The organism is Streptomyces sp. BK79, from assembly GCF_044142145.1.
In the GTDB taxonomy this organism is placed as follows: domain Bacteria; phylum Actinomycetota; class Actinomycetes; order Streptomycetales; family Streptomycetaceae; genus Streptomyces.
Genome location: NZ_JBHVOC010000011.1, coordinates 90151 through 105229 on the forward strand (window position 1 = coordinate 90151; position 15079 = coordinate 105229).

The 15079-nt window shown below is 68.0% G+C and carries 19 protein-coding genes and 1 tRNA gene; 6 read left to right on the top strand and 14 right to left on the bottom strand.

The genetic code is table 11. The features are described from left to right. Positions 1–11: 11 nt before the first annotated feature. On the bottom strand, positions 12–1076 hold the full coding sequence (nrtL, locus tag ACFIF2_RS15710; protein ID WP_395573260.1) for an ArgS-related anticodon-binding protein NrtL: 1065 nt from the start codon (positions 1074–1076) through the stop codon (positions 12–14). Positions 1077–1163: 87 nt separating this feature from the next. Further along, positions 1164–1667 (bottom strand): response regulator, encoded by a 504-nt coding sequence (locus ACFIF2_RS15715; protein ID WP_395573261.1) that lies wholly within the window; start codon positions 1665–1667, stop codon positions 1164–1166. Positions 1668–1856: 189 nt separating this feature from the next. Between ACFIF2_RS15715 and ACFIF2_RS15720 the strand changes: the two genes are divergently transcribed. Then, positions 1857–1928: transfer RNA gene (locus tag ACFIF2_RS15720), tRNA-Arg, on the top strand. Positions 1929–2168: 240 nt separating this feature from the next. On the opposite strand, the gene ACFIF2_RS15725 is transcribed toward ACFIF2_RS15720, so the two are convergent. From ACFIF2_RS15725 to ACFIF2_RS15760, 8 genes are all read right to left on the bottom strand, one after another. Beyond that, positions 2169–3554, bottom strand: a complete 1386-nt coding sequence (locus ACFIF2_RS15725) for a tyrosine-type recombinase/integrase (RefSeq protein ID WP_395573262.1) — start codon at positions 3552–3554, stop codon at positions 2169–2171. Continuing rightward, complete coding sequence (locus tag ACFIF2_RS15730) at positions 3551–3766, bottom strand: helix-turn-helix domain-containing protein (RefSeq protein WP_350890993.1); 216 nt, start codon at positions 3764–3766, stop codon at positions 3551–3553. Before ACFIF2_RS15730 ends, ACFIF2_RS15725 begins: the two co-directional genes overlap by 4 nt. Further along, positions 3756–5126 (bottom strand): replication initiator, encoded by a 1371-nt coding sequence (locus tag ACFIF2_RS15735; protein ID WP_395573263.1) that lies wholly within the window; start codon positions 5124–5126, stop codon positions 3756–3758. Before ACFIF2_RS15735 ends, ACFIF2_RS15730 begins: the two co-directional genes overlap by 11 nt. Beyond that, positions 5123–5386 (bottom strand): hypothetical protein, encoded by a 264-nt coding sequence (locus ACFIF2_RS15740; RefSeq protein ID WP_350890991.1) that lies wholly within the window; start codon positions 5384–5386, stop codon positions 5123–5125. The genes ACFIF2_RS15735 and ACFIF2_RS15740 overlap by 4 nt, the downstream gene beginning before the upstream one ends. Before the next feature lie 103 nt (positions 5387–5489). Then, on the bottom strand, positions 5490–5780 hold the full coding sequence (locus ACFIF2_RS15745) for a hypothetical protein (protein WP_350890990.1): 291 nt from the start codon (positions 5778–5780) through the stop codon (positions 5490–5492). Positions 5781–5840: 60 nt separating this feature from the next. After that, the gene (locus ACFIF2_RS15750) at positions 5841–6035 is read right to left on the bottom strand and encodes a hypothetical protein (protein ID WP_215165653.1); all 195 of its coding nucleotides are present in this window, start codon (positions 6033–6035) and stop codon (positions 5841–5843) included. 14 nt (positions 6036–6049) lie between these two features. Next, a complete protein-coding gene (locus tag ACFIF2_RS15755) occupies positions 6050–7372 on the bottom strand; it encodes an FtsK/SpoIIIE domain-containing protein (RefSeq protein ID WP_386286886.1) in 1323 nt (440 codons plus the stop codon). Next, on the bottom strand, positions 7372–7716 hold the full coding sequence (locus ACFIF2_RS15760; protein ID WP_215165647.1) for a hypothetical protein: 345 nt from the start codon (positions 7714–7716) through the stop codon (positions 7372–7374). The genes ACFIF2_RS15755 and ACFIF2_RS15760 overlap by 1 nt, the downstream gene beginning before the upstream one ends. Before the next feature lie 214 nt (positions 7717–7930). On the opposite strand from ACFIF2_RS15760, the gene ACFIF2_RS15765 reads away from it, so the two are divergent. The 4 genes from ACFIF2_RS15765 to ACFIF2_RS15780 all read left to right on the top strand — a co-directional run bounded on the left by ACFIF2_RS15765 (position 7931) and on the right by ACFIF2_RS15780 (position 12038). After that, positions 7931–8671, top strand: coding sequence for a GntR family transcriptional regulator (locus ACFIF2_RS15765; protein WP_382146668.1), 741 nt, complete (start codon positions 7931–7933; stop codon positions 8669–8671). A gap of 494 nt (positions 8672–9165) precedes the next feature. Beyond that, on the top strand, positions 9166–9606 hold the full coding sequence (locus ACFIF2_RS15770) for a hypothetical protein (RefSeq protein ID WP_395573264.1): 441 nt from the start codon (positions 9166–9168) through the stop codon (positions 9604–9606). A 341-nt stretch (positions 9607–9947) separates the two neighbouring features. Then, the gene (locus ACFIF2_RS15775; protein ID WP_395573383.1) at positions 9948–11132 is read left to right on the top strand and encodes an S-4TM family putative pore-forming effector; all 1185 of its coding nucleotides are present in this window, start codon (positions 9948–9950) and stop codon (positions 11130–11132) included. Positions 11133–11204: 72 nt separating this feature from the next. Continuing rightward, the gene (locus ACFIF2_RS15780) at positions 11205–12038 is read left to right on the top strand and encodes a nucleotidyltransferase (RefSeq protein ID WP_395573265.1); all 834 of its coding nucleotides are present in this window, start codon (positions 11205–11207) and stop codon (positions 12036–12038) included. 153 nt (positions 12039–12191) lie between these two features. Here the strand turns inward: ACFIF2_RS15780 and ACFIF2_RS15785 are convergent, their stop codons facing one another. Beyond that, on the bottom strand, positions 12192–13010 hold the full coding sequence (locus tag ACFIF2_RS15785; protein WP_395573266.1) for a hypothetical protein: 819 nt from the start codon (positions 13008–13010) through the stop codon (positions 12192–12194). 223 nt (positions 13011–13233) lie between these two features. Here ACFIF2_RS15785 and ACFIF2_RS15790 point away from each other — a divergent pair, with 223 nt between their 5' ends. Then, positions 13234–13419, top strand: a complete 186-nt coding sequence (locus tag ACFIF2_RS15790; RefSeq protein WP_395573267.1) for a hypothetical protein — start codon at positions 13234–13236, stop codon at positions 13417–13419. 322 nt (positions 13420–13741) lie between these two features. Here ACFIF2_RS15790 and ACFIF2_RS15795 read toward each other — a convergent pair whose 3' ends face one another. From ACFIF2_RS15795 to ACFIF2_RS15805, 3 genes are read right to left on the bottom strand one after another with little or no spacing between them, the layout of a single operon-like run. Then, on the bottom strand, positions 13742–14041 hold the full coding sequence (locus ACFIF2_RS15795) for a hypothetical protein (protein ID WP_350890984.1): 300 nt from the start codon (positions 14039–14041) through the stop codon (positions 13742–13744). Positions 14042–14045: 4 nt separating this feature from the next. Continuing rightward, on the bottom strand, positions 14046–14342 hold the full coding sequence (locus ACFIF2_RS15800) for a hypothetical protein (RefSeq protein ID WP_269957691.1): 297 nt from the start codon (positions 14340–14342) through the stop codon (positions 14046–14048). After that, entirely contained in the window at positions 14335–14883 is a 549-nt protein-coding gene (locus ACFIF2_RS15805; protein WP_382143736.1) for a bifunctional DNA primase/polymerase, read from the bottom strand. The genes ACFIF2_RS15800 and ACFIF2_RS15805 overlap by 8 nt, the downstream gene beginning before the upstream one ends. Positions 14884–15079: the final 196 nt, after the last annotated feature.

Here is a 15079-nt window from a genome sequence, read left to right on the forward strand (position 1 = left end):
TCGGTGCTCTCTCAGAGGTGGTCGGGTGCGTCGATACCGAGCAGGGACAGGCCGCCGGCCAGCACCGTCCCGGCGGCTTCGGCGAGCGCGAGCCGGGCGCGGTGGGCGGCCGAGGGTTTCTCCCCACCGCGGGGCAGCACGGCGGGCAGGAAGGGCAGCGCGGCGTCGGCGACGGTGACGAGATGCCGGGCGAGCCGGTCGGGGGCCCGGTGGGCCGCGGTGGCGGCGAGCACGCGGGGATGGTCGGCGAGCACGGCGAGGAGGTCCTGGCGGGCGACGGGGCCGGGGTGGGCGCCGAACCCGAGGTCCGCGGCGTTGCGGGTGAGGGCGCGCGTACGGGCGTGGGCGTACCGCACGCGGAAGAGGGGGTTGCTCTCGCGCTGGACGAGGTGCTCCTCGCCGATCCGGGGCCGGTCGTGCGCGGCGGGGTGCAGCAGCGCCCAGCGCCCGGCGTCCCGGCCGAGCGGCAGCGGGTCCGCGGGCGCGGGAACGGGCCGTACGTCGACGACCGGCTCGGCGGGGGCCGGACCGACGGCGTCGACACGCACGCCGAGGAGGCTGGCCCACGCGGGGTCGAGCCCCTCGGCGGTCACCCGCACGACGGCGCCCTGCGAGCGCAGCACACGGGCGACGGCGTCGGCGACGACGACGGCACGGACGTCGCGCGGCGTGTGCAGCCGCACGGCACGGCTGTCGGACCCGCCGGGCCCGCCGGGCACGTAGGACCCGTCGGCGTGCCCGTACCGCTCCCCCCGCCGCAGAATCTCGGCGACGACGCCGTCGCGTGCGGCACCTTCATCGAGGCTGATGTTCAGGAACCCGGGCCCGGTGAGCACGACGTCGGTGATGCCGTCGGCACCGGCGAGGTACGGCCGCAGCACCTCGGCGACCCGGTACGGCGGCTGCCCGGCCGGCCGGGCGAGCTGGAGGGCGATGTTGGTGGCGTAGTCCCCGCACCCGCCGGGCCCCGGCGGCGTGACCACGGCCCGCGCCGGGACGCTCACGCGCAGCTCCCCCGCGTCGACGGCACGACGCACCGCGTGCAGCACGGTACGGGAGAGCTCTACGGGGGTCACGGGTCAAGCGTAGGGGAGGAAGGGGGCGGGTAGGCGACCCGGTTTACGGCAGTCCCGGGATGTGGACGGGGCGCGCGGCCGGGGGCGTCAGGCCTGAGCCGACGACTCACTCTCCCCGCCGACACCGGAACCCGAACGCGAAGCCGGCGGCGAAGGCGAAGGCGACACCACGGAACCAGAACAACCGGAACCGGCCCCCACCCCGGCGCCGGCGCTCCTCCCCTCGACCAACCGCCGCACGAGGCCCACCAGCTCAGCCGGCTCGAACGGCTTCGAGAGGAACGCGTCGACATCGGCATCCGCCCCGGCATCGACCTCGTACTGCGTGGAGGCGCTGACGATGGCGATCGGAAGGTCCCGCGTCAGCGGATCGGCACGCAGCCGGGCAGCCGTCCTCAGCCCGTCCAGCCGAGGCATGACCACGTCCAGCGTGACCGCGTCGGGCCGCACCTGATGGACGACTTCCAGACACTCGGCACCATCGGCCGCGGTCACGACCTCGAAGCCCTCCAGCTCGAGATTGACCCTGATCAACTGCCGGATGACCTTGTTGTCGTCCACAACAAGAACTCGGCCAGACGCCCTAGGCACCACTCGAGAGTAGGTCCGGGCCGGCCACCGCGTCCGGGTTTTCCCCACTTCCACCCCGCGCGGGGGACAACACCGTCACGACTGACGCCGGGGAGGGGGCCCGACCCGCGAAAACCCGTTCATGACCACCCCGGGGGAGCTGGTAGTGTTCTACCCGTCGCCGCGAGCAACACCCACCGCGACCGACACGCCCCCGTAGCTCAGGGGATAGAGCAACGGCCTCCGGAGCCGTGTGCGCAGGTTCGAATCCTGCCGGGGGCACTTCGCAGGAAGTGCCTAAAGACCCCGCCACCAGCTAGTTCGCTGGAGTCGGGGTCTTCGCGTATGTGCAGGCGGGTGCCACCGAAAGCAGCCGTTTGCCAGTGATCACGTAATGACGACGTAATGATCTTGAGCGTCGTTCGCGCAGGTGGGGCGCCGTTTCCGGACTGCTCACATGGACACGAAGAAGGCCCCGGAGCGCGTCCGCCCCAGGGCCTCCGAGCGAGGCGTGTACGCCTCTCACGGCATGCCGTCGTCCTCCCCCAGCCCTTGCATGATCCGGTCGTTCATCTCCGCCTCCTGACCGTCGATGCACTTGGCGTAGATCTTGAGGAGCACGTCCACCGAGTGCCCGGCCCGCGCTGCCACCTCCGGTGCGGGGACACCGGAGTTGAGCCACTGGGACACTCCGGCGTGCCGGAGGTCGTAGGGCCGGGCCGCCATGACTGACGTGACCTGATGCGGCAGGAGAGCCAGTTCCCGCGCTTGCTTCCACACGCGGGAGTACGAGGACGCGGCGATGACGTTGCCCCGCTCACTGGAGAACAGACGGCCGTCTTCCGCCGTGCCGAACTCCTTGACGTGGTCGAGGAGCAGGCGGACGAGTGGGGGCGGGATGGGGACCATCCGTACTTCGCCCGCTTCCCGTTGCTTGAGGCCCCGACGGTCGTGAGCCTCCCCGGAGTCCGTCCACGCCTTGCCAGCCGTGGGCCGGGTCTCGGCCAGCTCGATACGACCCCACCCCTTCTCCGGGAGCGTGCAGTCCGACCGGCGCAGACCCAGCGCTTCACCGGGCCGCATGGCCGCGTAGTACAGGCATCCGAAGAACGCCCGCAGCCGTCGTCCGCTCGCCCTGTCGTAGCCGCCGACGTAGGTGAGCGCGGTCAGCAGCTCCCGTGCCTGCCGGGGGTTGACCACCACCCGCCGGTCGACTTCCTGCACAGCCCGCTTGCCCCGCTTCCTGCGCACCTGGGAGAGCGGGTTGGCATTCAGGGCACCCAGCTCGACCGCGTACTGCAACACGTTGAAGACCACCGCCCGACGACGCCGGTAGGTCTGTGTCGCGGCCGGCTTGCCGTCGAGGCGACGGGTCAGGGCGTCCACCAGGTCCTGGGCGCGGCTCCCCTCCGACAGTTCGGCCACGGGGAGGGACGCCTTGGACAGCCACGTCAGTGCGGCGGCGATCTCCTTGGGCCGCTCCCTCTCCCGGCGAGGAGGAGGCAGCAGGTACGACCGCGCCGCGCGGCGCAGGACCGTGGGCGCCGGCCGTCCGCGCACGGCCTTGACGGGGACCGCCAGGACGGTGGAGAGCGCATCGGTCATGCTGTCGCGCTGCTTCGCCGACGCCTCCGCCCACCGGGCATCCACGTACTTCACCGCCAGCTCTGCGAAGCTGAGCGCGACCTTGCCGCCCCGGAGGGAGTCGGGCAGTCCGGTCACGGTGTCGAAGGCTTCGCCCTTGTCGGTGGCGCGCAGGAGCTTTGCGCGGAAGCGGTCGGCGAGAGCCTTGGTCCTGTGCGACTCGTGGAAGGGCTGGCCGTCGACCGACCAGCGCACGAGGTGGGTCGGCTTCTTGGCGGACCGGTTGACGCTCAGCTTCCAGATGACGACCTTGTACGACTTCACCGGACACCACCGCCCGTGTGCTCCGTCCGCTCCTCCACCCACGCGTCGAGGGCGTCACGCCGGACCCGGAGTTCACCGTTCGGGAGCCGGATGCAGGCGGGGGCAAGGTGGAGTTCACGCCAGCGGTAGAAGGTGCGGCGGGAGACGCCGCCCAGTTCCTCCAGCACTTGGCGCACGGTGAGCAGCTCGATGCCGGTCCGGTCACGCGCCATGGGGAACACCGTCCTCCCGTACCGAGGCCGCGAGGAGGGCGGCTTCCGGGGAGTAGCCGCGTCCGGCGTACCGCCACTGGCCGACGTAGGCCACGGGATGGCCCGCCAGGCCCAAGGCGGCGCGTTGCTCCTGGGCGCGGTGCTCGGCGCGGGCACGGCGGAGTTCGCCGAGGGTGGTCGAGTAGCGGCGGGACTTGGTGGAGAAGTGGCCGCCGTAGCCGAGCATGTGCGCCCAGCGGCGCAGGCCGAGGCCCGCGAAGGCGGGGAGGCCGCCGAGCCACCAGCACGTACCGATCATGCGCAGCACGTGCGCCCGCACCGGCAGAAGGACCATTTCCCGTGCGGACCGGATACGTCCGTCGACCGCGCCGGCCGTCTCGGCGCCCTTGGTGGCGTACTTGGCGATGTACCCGGCCACCGCGCCCGACGCAGGCCGCTCCCCCGCAGGTGAGGCGGCGACCGGGCGTACGTCGACCTGAGTGCCGAAGCGCAGCACACGCGTCCCGACGACCGCCGAGCCGGGCGCCTGGAAGTGGACCCGTGCGACGGCCGCGGGGACGGCATCGGCGAGCAGGGCGGCGCTCGCCCAGGAGGGCGGTGGCGAGTCCGGCCCGTCCGGGCCGTCGAGGCGGACCACGGCATGGAAGTGGACCAGGCCGCGCCGCTGGTACTCGGCGACCTTCGCGTACGAGAGCCGGGCAACGTCCGCCAGCTCGGCACGGGACAGCCCGGCCCTGCGGGCGATCTCCCGCCGTAGCTCGATGCCGAAGCGGTGCCAGAGCAGGCCGGCGCAGGACTGCCAGAGCACGGCCCCGGCGTAGTCGTAGCAGCGGGGGCAGAGTGGTTCGCCGAGGCGGGGGTCATCCGGCGCGTGCCGCTCGGAGCAGCCGAGGGGCACGCCATGCGGGCAGTTCTTCGCATCCCGGCGGGGACGGCACGGGCGTACGCGGCCCGACTGCTCCCGGCGGGTGTGGACCGGCCCGAAGCCGGGAGCGGTGAGGGTGGCGAACACTCGGGGGTGCTCGCTCACCGCATCCGGTACCGCCTTGCCGCCGACGAGGCCGGCGCGTACGAGTTGGTAGGTGTCCGCCTGGTAGACGCGGGAGCAGGCGGGGCAGACCGAGGCACGGCGGTTGCCGCAGGCGGTCAGCAGACGCCTGCCGTTCGGGTCGGAGCCGTCGACATCGGTCAGGGCTTCCCCTGTCGCCGTATCGACCAGGACGGCGGAGCCGACGAGGTGGACCGGGTTGGTGCAGCCGCCGAGGCGGATGACGGTACGGCGCCAGTCGGGGAAGTCAGGCCGGGCCGCACGGTCCAGCAGCGCGGCCACGGCGGGCGGGAGCGGCGGCGGCGCGTTCATCGGCGCCCTCCGTTCCCGGGGCCGAAGGCGTACCCCATGACGGCGGCGATGGTCTCCGGTCGGGTCTTGGCGCTGAACCGGTACGTCGGGTCCGTCAGCCAGACCGCTGCGGCGTGGCCGGGGCAGAGGCGGCGTTCGGCGGCGTCGAGGGCGACCAGGACGACCTGTTCGTGGCCGGCGCAGGTGGCCGGGTGGTCGTCGGGCGCCCGGAGGTCGCAGTCCGGCGCGTGGGATTTGCGCGGACGGTGGGCGGTGGACACAGTGTGAGTGCTCCTTTCACTGCTCATGTGGCGAGGGAGTGGGCTCCTGGCGGGGTCGGGTTTGGCGACTTCGCGCCCCGTCGGGAGCCCGCGGAACGGGTGGTCACTGCCGGCCCTGGGGCGGAACGCCGATGACCAGGTACGAGATGGGGCCGAACTCCCGGCGGGCGTCGAAGTAGCCCATGCCGAGGTCGGCGACCGGGACGCCGAGCGCGGAGGCAGCGGACTCCACCCCGGCCCGGCGGGCGTCGGAGTCGTCCGCGTCGACCAGGACGGCGAAGGACGGGCGGCGCGGCACGAGGACGGTCGGGTTGGCGGTCAGGAAGTCGGTCAGCTCCCGCAGGCCGGCCAGGAAGGCGGCACGGTCACCGGAGCGGATGGTGTAGTCGGACACGGCCGGATGCCTTTCGTTCGGGTCGTTCGTCGGGGCACGTCGCGGCGCGCTGTGGAGGGCTCAGAAGCGCATCTGTCCGAGCAGGCCGTTCACCCCGGAGAGCAGGAGCGAGACCAGCGGCGCGGCGACGGTGCGGGAGAGCAGGAAGCCGAAGGCGCCGCAGAGCAGCACGTCCAGCCAGCGCAGGTAGCGGATGCGCAGGAGGAACCAGATCGCGAGGCCGAGCAGCAGCACGGCCGAGGTGGTGACCAGCACGGTGACGCTCCTTGTCAGACCAGGGCGGCGGACAGTTCCGGCAGTGCGGGGGTCAGGTGCGCGTGGGCGGTGGCGACGGCTTCGGCGTCCGCCTCGGTGACCAGGTGGGACCGGCCGCGCTCCCAACCGTCGCCAGAGGCGAGCACGGCGGTGCCGGCCTGTTCGGGGGTGATGGCTTGAGCGGCCTTGAGGGCGTCCGGATTGAGGTCACCGAGGGTCATTTCCGCAGTGCCGGGGTCGGCGACGCGGTGGCAGACCCGGCCGCCGAGTTGGGCTCGGAGCGCGGTGACGCCGGGCCCCAGGTCGGAGCCGACGCGCTGCCCGGCGACGACGAGGAAGACGCCGAGGGCCGCGCCGAGTTGGGCGAGCCGGATCAGGGCGGTGCCGGCCGCATGGGCTTCGTCCTTCTCATGGCGTCCGGCGACGAGGAAGAGTTCCGCGATCTCGTCCACGATGACGACGACCGGGACTGGCCGTTCCCTCTCGGCGAGGCCCCATATGTTGCGGACCCCGGCGGTGCGGCAGACCGTCATGCGGGCAAGGGTGAGGTCCACCAGCGCGGACAGCAGCCGTACCGCCTGTGCCCGGTCAGTCGCGAGGGCGGAGAGGCGGGGGCCGTAGAGGGACAGTTCCATGCCGCCCTTGCAGTCGATGCCGACGAGGGCGACCGGTTGCGGGGCGAGTCCGGCGACGAGGGCGTGGATCAGCGTGGACTTGCCGGAGCGCGTGGCGCCGACGATCAGCCAGTGCGGGATACGGCGTAGGTCGATGACCCAGGACGCCCCGGTTTCCAGCGTCCCGACGACGACCCGCAGCAGTCGCCCCGGCCCCCGGGTACGGGGCGCCCGAGGTGCGGCGAGTGGATCGGCGTACAGGGCGGCGATCCGTACGACGCCGGGCCGTAGGGAGGCAACGCGGACCGCGTGGACCTGCCAGTCCTCCGCCATGGCGGGGGCCGCCTTCACGAAGTCGTCGGGCAGTTGCCCCGGCAGCAGCCGCGCCACGAGTTCGAAGCCGGCCGCCGTGGGCCGGATGAAACCGTGCCGGGGGACGCGCGGTTGGGGCGGCGGAGCGCCGTTTCCGACGAGCCCGGACACCACGGTCAGCGCGGGGCGACGGCTCACGGCCAGTCCGCACCCGGCCATCAGCGCCCGCCAGGTGCGGGCGACGCGGAAGGCGGACGCCGGGTAACCGAGTAACAGCCACCAGGCCGCCGGGGACCTCCGGCGCAGCGTCGAGCCCACGATCAGCAGGCCCGACGCGACGACGGCGGCGACCACGAGGACCCGTCCCGGCCAGGCAGCCCCGGCCGACGGGTCGGAGGACGCCAGGATCATCACTGCCCGGCCCCCTTGGCGGCGGAAGCCGCGTGGAGGGGACGGATCTCGGCGGCGCGGTAGGCGATGCCGTGCCGTCCCTCGTTCTCCCAGGGAACGGCGACCAGGTCCCGCACGGTGACGGGGGTGCCGACCTGCACGCCGGACGGCTCACCGGGGACGCTCACGTTCACCACGTCCGCCGAGGTGCCGGCCATCAGGCACAGACCCACCTGGTACAGCGTCTTGCCGGTGTCGCGGTCGACCCGCACCTGCCCGGACTCACGGTTCACGAGCCGCGGAGCCGGGGGCACGGCGCAGATGATCCCCGTGTACTTCGCGGTGTCGATCGGAAGGGTTGCCACAGTTCTGGACTCCTCACATCTGGATGACGAGCAGCCGCAGGACGGCCCTACGGACTGCTAGACCACCCGTAGTACGGGCGGCGTGGGTCCAGATTGGCGACCCGTAGTACGGGTTGTCAACCGGGTTGGGGATGGGAGAAGCTGTCCACGTTCGTGGGCAGGGCGTTCACGACAACGCACACGCCACAGAGGCCGAGGCCACGGAGGACAGGGCATGCCGCCGAAGAACACGCAGCCGAAGTACCGGCAGATTGCCGACTACCTGCGCGAAGGCATCCTTGACGGCACCTTCCCCGCCGGCCAGCCGCTCCCGTCGGAGGAGGCGTTGGCCAAGCAGTTCGGCGTGACACGCCCCACAGTCCGTCAAGGACTCACCGAGCTACGGGCATCCGGCCTGGTCGAGGCCATCATGGGCCGGGGCACGTTCGCCCGCTCCCCCCACAACCGCCCCAGCTTCACCTACCCCCGGGGCGTTCGCCGCTCGCCCGACGGTCAGTACACCGAGGCCGACGGCATCCGCTGGACCGACGCCGAGCAGCCCACGGCAACCCGCACTGACGCCCCACTCGCGCTCGCCGACCTGCTGCGCATCCCGCCGGGGGAGCCACTGTTCACGTACGACGCGTTGCAGACCGCGGACCAGGGACGCCTACGCCAACTTCACCGCACCTACGTGCCGTTCTCGGTACTCCTCGGCACCAAGTACGAGGAGACGCCCCCGCCGCCGGCTCCGCAGCTCTACAACACCTTGGCCGAGCTGGGCCACGAGCTGCACTTCACGGAGTACGTCCGCACACGCATGCCCCTGCCGGACCAGGCCCAGGCGCTCCGACTTGCCGACGGAGTACCCCTGCTGCATGTCTTGCGGGTGACGCTCACGGCCGCTGACAAGCCGCTTGCCCTGGAGGAGTTCCACCTTCCGGGGCATGACTTGGAGCTTGCGTTCCGGCTGTAACGGCAGCCCCAGGAGCAGCGTTGGGTTCAGACTTTCTCTACTTCATCAAGCACCCGGCTGCGCTCCGCCCGCCCACATATGGATAGGGCCAGGGCCAAGCGGTCGAGCACCCAACGAGCACGCGGCCACCCGTCAATGACGATGCCTCCGGCGGGGGATCGGCCGGCACCGGGTGGGAGGGGGGCGCCGTCGCCGACCGCGGGTCCGTAGGGACGTGCGTGGTGGGCTCCCATCCCGTCCGCCGTCGCCCCAGGCAGAGCCGAGCAGACGCGGCCCATGGCGTCCAGGTCGTTCGTACAGTGGCGCGCTCCACCTGGACGCCATGAACCACGCCCGCTCCACGGTGTGCGGGTCGACGGCGGACGGGATGGGAGCTGGGGCGAATGGTGTGTTGAGGTGGGCGATCGGAGAGAGTTGAGAACTTCGACAAACCACCTTCATCGGCCTACCTGGCCTGCGACGATGTGGGATGACCTTGTCGGAGGGGGCCGGGGATGACTTCCCTCGTTTTATCCATTGCCAGTCTCATTGTCTCGATCGCGGCGGTCGCGATCAGCATGTCTCAAGCGCGCCTTGCCAAGCGTGAAATCGATAGATCCAGACCCAACGTGAAGTTGAGCGCGATCTTCACCGAGCACCTCGCGAGGGGCAGCGCCCATGAGACGGCGCGAGCCGTTCTAATCTCCGTCAGTAATACGGGACGAGAGGAGACAGAGCTTGCCTCTCTCTTCATCACCTCAGAGCGAGCGCTTCTCGTCGGCGCCAACAATCGTTTCCCTGATGGAGGGCCCCCACTGCCGTACCGCATCGCTGGCCACTCCCAGCAACACTGGGAGATTGATGCGTCAGCCGTGGAGGACACGGCTACTGCCGTAACGATCACCGCCCGGTTCGGCCACGGGGAGCACCAGTCGCTTGTGGTCACGAAGGATTAGCGAGCCCCGAAGGCATGGGCCTAGGCAACCGGGACCCTGTCTAGAGAGGCACTGATGTCTGACATCAGCGACTGACATCAACAGGGGCGAACAACGGCAGCCGACACCGGACCGTGGCGACTGAACGCTCCAGGAAAAAGCCGACTGATCCAGGATGCTGAGCCGCAGTGATCGACCTGATAGGGATGAGGCTCGAACCTGTCCCACGTGGGGCGCCGCTCTCAATCGATGGGCGGCGCCCCGTCGGCTTGACGAGGCCGCCAGGCAGTGGCTCCACCTTGACCACACCGAAGGACTTGCCGTCGACGGAGACAACCTCGGTCGTGACGGTGGGGGCCGGGATGACCATCTGCAGCATCCCCGACCTGGTTCAACGACCCCGGATCCGTCCAGCAAGCACCTCACCAACCTCATGCGTCACTGTGGTCTCACAGGGCCTGAAAATCCCTCGGAAAACCCGTTCAACTCAGGCGACACTCTTCGCGATCCTGCGTAACCTCGCTCCATGGCAAGCACAACATGTGGTCGGCGTAGCCGTCGTATCCACGCACCTGCGACAACAGAGCTATCTAGCACTGCTCAATCGCAGTGTCTGTTGCCCACACAAGCGGAGACTCACAGTGACGGCGACGCCGACCTCCCCTAAGATCTGGGACGCCCAGAACACAACAGACAGACGACGCATGGTTTCCGCGTTCGCTCGCCTCTACACCGATGCCAAAGTTGTGTTCGCCCTCCGCGTCGCCACAGTCTTCGTACTGGCGGTCGCCAGCGCTGTCGTAGCGCTCAGCCAGCCCGGTTTAAGGACCCTGATCGGAGGCGGCGGCGGAATTTTTCTACTTGTCCTCTCGTTCGTCGTTGGGAGCGTCGAAAAGTGGTATCGAACGCGCGCATCGGCCACCCAAGAGAAGTTCGACACTGAGATTTTTCAGCTGCCGTGGAACGGCCTACACGCCGATCGGCCTCCCCAACACGTCATCTCAAAGGCCGCAGCACGCTACAAGGGAAGCCGCGATAAGGACTGGTACACCGATACAGGAATGACCCATCGCCCGTTTGATGTTCTTATCTGCCAGGGGTCCAGTTTCGGTTGGGGAGCCACGATGCACCTCATTTGGGGATGGGTGCTCGTGGGAGCGTGCGTAGTCATGGCGGCGAGCATCCTAATAATCGGGAAACTCGTCGACCTATCCGCCGGAGAAATCTTCGTCTCCCTCGTCATCCCCTCCCTGGCCCCATTCAAAGAAGTCGGGGAGCAGATTAGAGCCAACTTCGAAGCAGCGAAGACCAAGGAATCAGTTGAGCGCAAGGTGAACGACATGTGGGCAAGCGGCATGGACGGTTCACACATCGTCACAGAGGAAGAATTGCGTGCAGTGCAGGACAAGATTCTACTCCTGCGACAGAGCAATCCATACGTTCCAGACTGGCTCGACGATGCTCTCCATGAGAAGAACGAGGCTGCAATGCGATCCAGTGTCGCCGACAAGGTCGCACAAGCCGCACGGCACGGCCATGCAGATTAGACACGTAGGATCACGGCGAGCACTGCCAAAAATTGAAAGAATGCACCCACGAATCACAGAAAAGACAGACGAATGCCAGAGACCACGCTTTCCTACCTTAATGGTTTGATTTCAAAGTACACTCCTTCCAGTACCTATTTTGATGCAGCTCGCGCTCACCGCTGGAGCATCCAGACTCGACTGGACCTACGACTCGGCGTGAAAGAGATGTTCGAAACCGGCTCCCTAAAGCATGGCACTGGCGTTTGGTTCTACAGCGACGTGGACTACATCGTCAGCCTCAAAGGGACGCGCCCGACTTCAACAACAGCACTTAACAATGTCCGCGACGCCCTCAAGGACAGATACCCCGACACCACAGTGCGCGTCAGTCGGCCCGCGGTTGTCTGCGAGTTCGCCAAAGGGAAAGAGACGGTAGAGGTTGTCCCAGCTTTCGACGCGATTGGAGGCGGCTACTGGATCCCTGACCCCAAGACTGGCGATTGGATGAAATCTCACCCTAAAGATCACAATACATACGTCAATGAGGCCAACAAGAAGCACTCTGGCGGAGCCAAGAAACTAGCTCGCCTCGCGAAGACGTGGAAGTATAAGCGCAACGTTCCCGTATCATCCTGCTACCTCGAAATGCGAGCAGCAAAGTATGCGGACGGTGAGACGAATTGGGTACTACCCATCGACATCCATCGATACCTAAAGCACCTCCGCGACATCGAGCTCGCAGCGATGAATGATCCGACGGGATTGGGTTCCCGCTTCAACGCCTACTCGTCCGAGTCCAAGAAGACCGACGCCATCTCCAAACTCGACTCCGCAGTCAGCCGGGCCTCAAGAGCCCAGAGCTACTATCAAGCCGACGACCACGCGCGAGCAATTGACCAGTACAAGTTGCTCTTCAATCAGTAAGCCAGCGCTCTCAGATGCACAGGATCATCGCGTGCCGTTACTCAGGGCCGCCCCCAAAAAGATCTCACGGAGCACGACGCCACAATAGTGCTCTGCGCTGGGAGAGTCAGAAGCCCTTGTCTCTCCCGGGAATGGCGGGTACGTATTCGCTGGTCAGACATCGGAATGGCATTTCGGCAGCAGGGATGAGGGGTCGTTTTGTCTCTTCGGTGGAGGTGCCGGGATGCCGTCGGTGATGGGGACAGGCGACAGCCCGCCTGATCGGGCGAGGACGACAACACCAAGGCCCACGAGCAGCTCGGACATGGCGCTTTCCAGGTCGCTCCGCCTCGGCCACTCCGCATCGGCCCTGCGAATCTTCATGTACTGGACCCTGACTTCCTCCAGCACATCTTGATCGACGACCCCGTCCTGAACTGCCCTCCCTGCCTGGAGGACGACATCAAGGTGCATCAGGAGCGATTCAGGCTGCCCTGGGATTGGTCCGCGCTTGATTGACCGGAGCACGTCCCGGAATGCGCTCTTGTCTTCGAACTGAGGGGCGCACTTCGCAATTAGGTCTTCTCGGTTGTAGGTGCCCGTGTAGAAGGCTGCGGTGAAAGCCTTCAGGAGTTCGCGGCGGCTACAAGCGGTTCCGAGTCTCGGGTCGCACAGCGGATGCACGAACTGACTAGCCCTACTCTTCGCCCACGCTCGGCTACCGCGAGGGTCACCGACGTACGTGCGGAGAGCACGTAGAGCCTGTCGCGTACTCACCACATCGTCATCACCGAGGAACAGCCAACACACAAGGACGAATTCAGCCAGCGGCCGGACGGATGACGGCTGCCTCCTGCGCAACAGGTCAAGGAACAGCGTCCGTTGAGCACCGGTATGCAGCGCCTTCTCTGAGCCGCGTTGTCCCGTCCGCCGACGCTGGGGTTGAGCCAGCAGCCCCCTGGCCACCCAGTCATGGACGAGGCGCTTGGTCACTTGGTGACCTGCCGCCGCAGCATCGGCGACCAGATCGTCGATCGTGCCCGGTTCGCTAATCACCTCTGGAAATTACATCGGATCCGAGCGGCTTACCTGTACTTCTCGAGAGCTCCAATTCGTAGGCTCAACAGTGAAATCAGGGACTCACCAGCGGCCTGAGCTTGCCGGCACCGCCGCGGGCAGGTCCCTGATCACGCGACGCCACATTCAGGAGAGAACGATGAGCGCCGACCGCAACGACCCTAAGCCTGCCACCGAGCAGCGCACCACCTCTCAGCCGCCGAAGCGGCAGTCTCGACGGTTGAGCCCCCTGCTCCGGCTCATCTTTCGAAACGCCGTCGGCGGTGCCTCCTCGGCAGTAGGGGCGGCGATCATCGGTTGGCTGATCTGGCTGATTCAGCGATGAGCCGTCCTGTCCGCTGGGACAATCGCCCCCTGACAGAGCGGGCCGGCCTACGGATGATCCCGGTGCGCACCACTAGCGCACCAGAACGAACGGGGAACAGCGGGGAACCACGGTGAAAGCAGCCACACCCGACGAGGCCGCTCCCTCACTCTTCGCCCAGCTCAGGGCCCGGAACGGCACCAAATGCCCGCAGCTTCCCAAGCTGATGGCTGCAACGGCGTTGTGGTCTGCTGCCCGTCCGGGCTGCGGCGCTGGGGCGCCGGTCCCGGACGGGCAGCAGACCACAGGCCGCTCAGTCACAGAGAAGAAGGCTCCGAGACGATCAGTTCCGGACGCTGAGATGCGGGCGCGTCTCACGCTCCTGTACCGCCGTGCCGGCGTCAATGAGCTGTGCCAGCAGTAGCGCCGCATCAGGGCGAACCGCGCCCAGTCGTACCAGGCCGTCGCCCCACACGTTCACGTCTGCGGCGAGGCCCGGAAAGTCGGTCTCCAGGTCGAACGCTGCAAGCTGCTCGGCAAGGCTTTCGGCGCCGCGTCGGGCCTCTGCCCAGCCCCGGACATAGTTCACGCCAACTGTCAGGTTCTCGGCGCGAGGGGCGATGACTCCATGCCGGTCCGTCATCAGGTCACTCCCCCGGTTCGTGGTCAGCTTCAGTGGACGGGTGCGGCACGGCCGCGCTTGCCAGGGCCAGTCTCAACAACTCGGCCAGGTGCTCCGCCGTGGCCGGCGAGACGCGGCCCAGCTCGACCAGGCCGTGGCCGAAGGCGTTCAGGTCGGCGCGCAGGTAAGGGAAGTCGCGTTCCATGCCTGCCCGGACGAGAGCGTCTCGGAGGGCTGTGGTCGCGTTCCGTGCCGCGTACCAGTCGTCCGTGTCCAGTGGCGACCAGTGCGCGGCGTCGAGGTGGTGGGAAGGGTCAGGCACCGGGGACCGGCTCCTCCGGGTAGGCGGCCACCGCGTCGGCCGGGGATCCGAACTTCTCTCCGTAGCGGTCGACACGGGCCAGCAGTTCGGCCGAGGCCCCCAGCACGGTCGCGAGGGCGATCGGGCGGCACGGGTTCGCTTCCGGGCGTCGGATCGGTGCTCGGAGCCACTCGTAGCGGTCGCCGCTCAGGGGCATCGGGCCGGGCACCACGACCACCGAGTCGCCGCTCAGGTACCTGTAGTCGACCGGCCTCTTGGCTTCGCGCCTGATGAAGTAGGCGAACCAGTACCAACTGTTGGAGGTCAGGAAGAAGCCCACCCTCCGTGCCTTGTGGTCGATCATGACCGGGCCGTGGGGCAGGTCATGACGGGAGAGTTGGTCGAAGGTTTCCAAACCGAGGCGTTGTTCGACTGACACCACGTCGAAGAGGCGCCCCGTGGGAAGCATGACCGGGTGACGCGGGTCATCCGCCCACCGTGCTCGGCACATCACCGGGTCACTGGCTGCCGCCGACAGCCATTCGATGCCTCTCCTGGTCATCGTCTGCACGTCATCTCACCTCGGTTCAGCTAGCCCGCGGCCCCTCTGCCGCAGTGCCAACAGACTCCCGGGCACGGCGCTCACCTGGGCAGATGACGAGAGGTGACGGGGGATGACGGTCATTCGCGTGTCGCGTCATCCCCTGTCAGCTCCGATGGCGATGGTGATTTGTGTTCACCACTGCCAACGGGAGCAG